The sequence below is a fragment of the Rhodococcus shunpengi genome (assembly GCF_048381395.1).
In the GTDB taxonomy this organism is placed as follows: domain Bacteria; phylum Actinomycetota; class Actinomycetes; order Mycobacteriales; family Mycobacteriaceae; genus Rhodococcus.
Genome location: NZ_JBLWIU010000036.1, coordinates 347,619 through 350,912, shown reverse-complemented (window position 1 = coordinate 350,912; position 3,294 = coordinate 347,619). Strand labels below are relative to the sequence as shown.

Sequence of the window (3,294 nt, the reverse complement as noted above, 5' to 3'; positions counted from 1 at the left end):
CGCGCACGATTCGTTTGTTGCGACTCGCCCTTCGAGACGGCATCTGTCCATTGACGTAGATGGCCGCCCTTACTTAGCTCGATTGCCGTGACAGTTTGGTACGACAGGGTGTCGATGATTGTCGAGCCTGACTTCAGCTGTCCTAACGCCGGTTGCAGGGTTCGGCCGACGACAAACCTCACGCTGCCAGTGCGCAGACTCCCCCGAATGAGCGCACTGGTACGAGCCATATCGACACTTATGCCCCGGTCGACGAGGTGCCGCAGGCATACCAGGACTACGTCGGAGCGAACGGTGCGAAGCGCTCGAGACTGCCGATCGTCCTCTACGGCGATTCGACCTCGGCCGCGACCACCAACCCGGACGCGGCGACCCGGTGGCCGACCCTGCTCGCCACCTCCCTCGGCGTCACCGTCGTCAACCGCGGCGCCTCCGGTGCCCGCTCCGACGAGATCGCAGCACGGCAGGGCGGCCTCGTGTTCACCGCCGCCGTCGCCGGAAACACCATCCCGGCCTCCGGTGCAGTGAACCTGACCAACCTGTCGGTGGATTCCCTGCGCGGCGGTGAGGTCACAAACTTTCCCGTCGAGATCGCCGGAGTGCGCGGCACCCTCTCCCGCTCGGGATCGAACCGAGTGTTCACCCGCGCTACCGCCGGCACCGCCGTCCCGGTCAAGGACATCGTCGATGTGGTCGGCCTCGAAGGCTACGAGGAGAACATCCAACTCATCGCAGTCGGCACCAACGACATCCCCCTGACCGAAGCCGGTACCCGCACCGTCGACGAGGTGTGCGCGAACATCGCCCGCATGGTCACGCACCTGGTCGCCGACAACCCGCGCTACCTGGTGTGGAGTCCCCTCGACCGAGGCGTCACCGAAGGCAAAGACACCCCGCGCGGCGGATGGCTGCGACAGATCGAAGCGTTCTGCGCACGCCAATTCGGTGACCGGTTCTTCAACCTCCGCGAGTACCTGGCAACCCGTGGCCTGGTGGAAGCCGGCATCACCCCGACCGCGGCGGACACCTCCGACATGAACGCCGGATCGGTCCCGACCTCACTGCGCGATCCGAGCAGCGTGCATCTCAACAGCGTGGGGATGCAGGTGCAGGCGGTGGTCTTCGATCGCATCCTGCGTCGCAAGGGATGGTTCACCGCCCCCGGCCCCGGCCCCGCTCCCATCGTTGTCCCGATCGACCCGGAGGAGCCGGGCGATCAGTGGTCACCCACCGATCACGGCACGGACTTGCTCGCCTGGTACGACCCGAGTGTCGGCACCGATGGCGCGACGGTCACCACATTGGCGGACAAGTCCAGCTACTCGCGCAACATCGACAGCGTGACCGGCGCACCCGTGTTCGACGCGGACGGACTCAACGGGCATCCGTGCATCGTGTTCGACGGCGCCTCCCGACTCAAGGCAGCGATCCTGTCCGGCGGGTTCGGCACCGGACCACTCACCGTGCTGGTCAACGCACAGGCAACCGGATCGTCCACCGAGTACATCTGCGACGGCCATTCCACGAACCACCTGGCGATCTACAAGTCGTCGACCTCCGGGTTCGGTGCCCGTCGCATTAATGCCGCCGGCGCAACGTCGCAGGGATCCGGCGATGCGAACCCGCACAGCTTCATCGCTGTGTTCGACGGCGCGAACTCGAAGTTCTATCGGGATGGCACGCAGGTCGCTGCGAACGATCAGGGCACCGGCGATCTCGCCACGGCGGGCAGCACGATTGGATCGAACGGCACCAGTTCGTCGTTCCTGACCGGCAAGGTCGGTGACTACGTGCTCGTACGCGGGGCGCTCACTGCCGCGCAGGTGGCCTCGGCCGACGCCTGGCTGAAATCACGACGCGGCGCGTGAACCGCGTGACTTCACAGGTGTGAGTTCCTCACTCGGCTGCGGATCACGTTGCACCTGGAACACGACAGCGAGAAGGAACATCATCACGCCGATGCTCATGTGAGTCCGGTTCGTCAACGGGGAAAAGAACACATCCCAGGTGGTCAGCCCGCAGAGGTAGATGAACAAAGCAGGGACGACCACTTGGCCGCGGGCGAACCGGACCACACCTCGCGCATTGCGTACTAGCAGGAAGATCCAGAACGGCAATGCGAGCACGCCGGCGTAGAGCGCGCTGGACATCGCGGAGCTGTGTGCACGGTATCCGACCCAGGATCCGTCGGAATTGCGGGTCAGGTAGTTCCGGTCGCTTGGCGTGACATGGGAGATGTAGTCGTCGACGAAGTTGACCGATGCTGCGGATTCTGCACGTCCGACGGGCGCATAAGACCCGATGCCGAGCACGGGATTCTGTGTCACGAGGTATGCGACCTGGGGGAACTCGATGCGTGTGGCGAGGACGAAGTTCGCGTCCTCGGCTTCGTAGCTGACCTGCTGACGGTATGCCCGATCGCCGAGGTATCCGCTCATCGCGAGCGACGGATAGACGAGGTAAACGGCTACAGCCCCGAGGAGGAGGAACGCGAGGGTCTTACCGGATCGCTTGCGCTGAGCAACTCTGTCGCTGGTAACGAGCAGGAGTGCGATTGCCGCGACAAGGAACAATGCGGTCTGCACTCGGCTGTCATAGAACCGGCTCGCCGCGGCGAAGGCGAAGAGCAGCACGACAAGCGTCATGCGCTTCCATTGGCGCTTGTAGGCGAAAGCGAGGACGGCCACGGCCAGCGGAGTAGCGAGGTGGTACTTCCACGGGTTCGAACTGGACAGTGCGCCGCCTGCCACCACCTCGAGCGCAATCCATCCAATGCCGACTGCGATGAGGATGTCCGGGACGGAGATCCCCAGCTTGAGGTACATCCAATACAGGCCGGTCGCAAGCAATGCGACGGTGGGGCCAGCGAGAACGGGCGCAGTGACAAATCCCTGGTCGTGAACAATATTGCTCACCACCTGTGCACCACTCCACAGCAATGCGAAAACCCAGAGATGTCGTAGGAACTGGTGTCCGCGCAGCGTGGAGAGGATGACGAAGATCAGAATGAGGAAGGCCACCTCGGCGAGGTTGATCTTTCCGCCTGCCGCAATGGGGATGGCGATTGCGCCGACGAGCCCAATGAGCCAGAGGAGCGCGTCCCGATTGCGAGGAGTTCCCGACCGTTCGAGCGTGGAGCTGGACAGTTGATGATCGGGAGCCTTCTCTTCAGTGGCCGAAGTCATGAAGGAAAGACTATGGGACCGGCATTGCTCGCGCTGACCGACCGCCCGTAACGCATCCTTACGGGGCAGGTTCTACGCAGCGCGGTCTGATACTCCAGAACGAGTCGTG

Annotated in this window: 3 protein-coding genes; 1 reads left to right on the top strand and 2 read right to left on the bottom strand. The window is 63.8% G+C overall.

From position 1 onward, the window contains the following. Window positions 1–182 (bottom strand): hypothetical protein (locus ACNJ7K_RS25860; RefSeq protein WP_487042464.1); only part of this gene is annotated, 182 nt, incomplete at its 3' end. Window positions 183–257: 75 nt separating this feature from the next. Between ACNJ7K_RS25860 and ACNJ7K_RS25855 the strand changes: the two genes are divergently transcribed. Continuing rightward, the gene (locus ACNJ7K_RS25855; protein ID WP_487042463.1) at window positions 258–1,868 is read left to right on the top strand and encodes a hypothetical protein; all 1,611 of its coding nucleotides are present in this window, start codon (window positions 258–260) and stop codon (window positions 1,866–1,868) included. Here ACNJ7K_RS25855 and ACNJ7K_RS25850 read toward each other — a convergent pair. Then, complete coding sequence (locus ACNJ7K_RS25850; protein WP_487042462.1) at window positions 1,851–3,185, bottom strand: hypothetical protein; 1,335 nt, start codon at window positions 3,183–3,185, stop codon at window positions 1,851–1,853. The genes ACNJ7K_RS25855 and ACNJ7K_RS25850 overlap by 18 nt on opposite strands. Window positions 3,186–3,294: the final 109 nt, after the last annotated feature.

Bases quoted from the DNA above. Each gene is read 5' to 3' on its own strand.
- ACNJ7K_RS25850 (WP_487042462.1), bottom strand. From the start codon at position 3,185: ATGACTTCGGCCACTGAAGAGAAGGCTCCCGATCATCAACTGTCCAGC.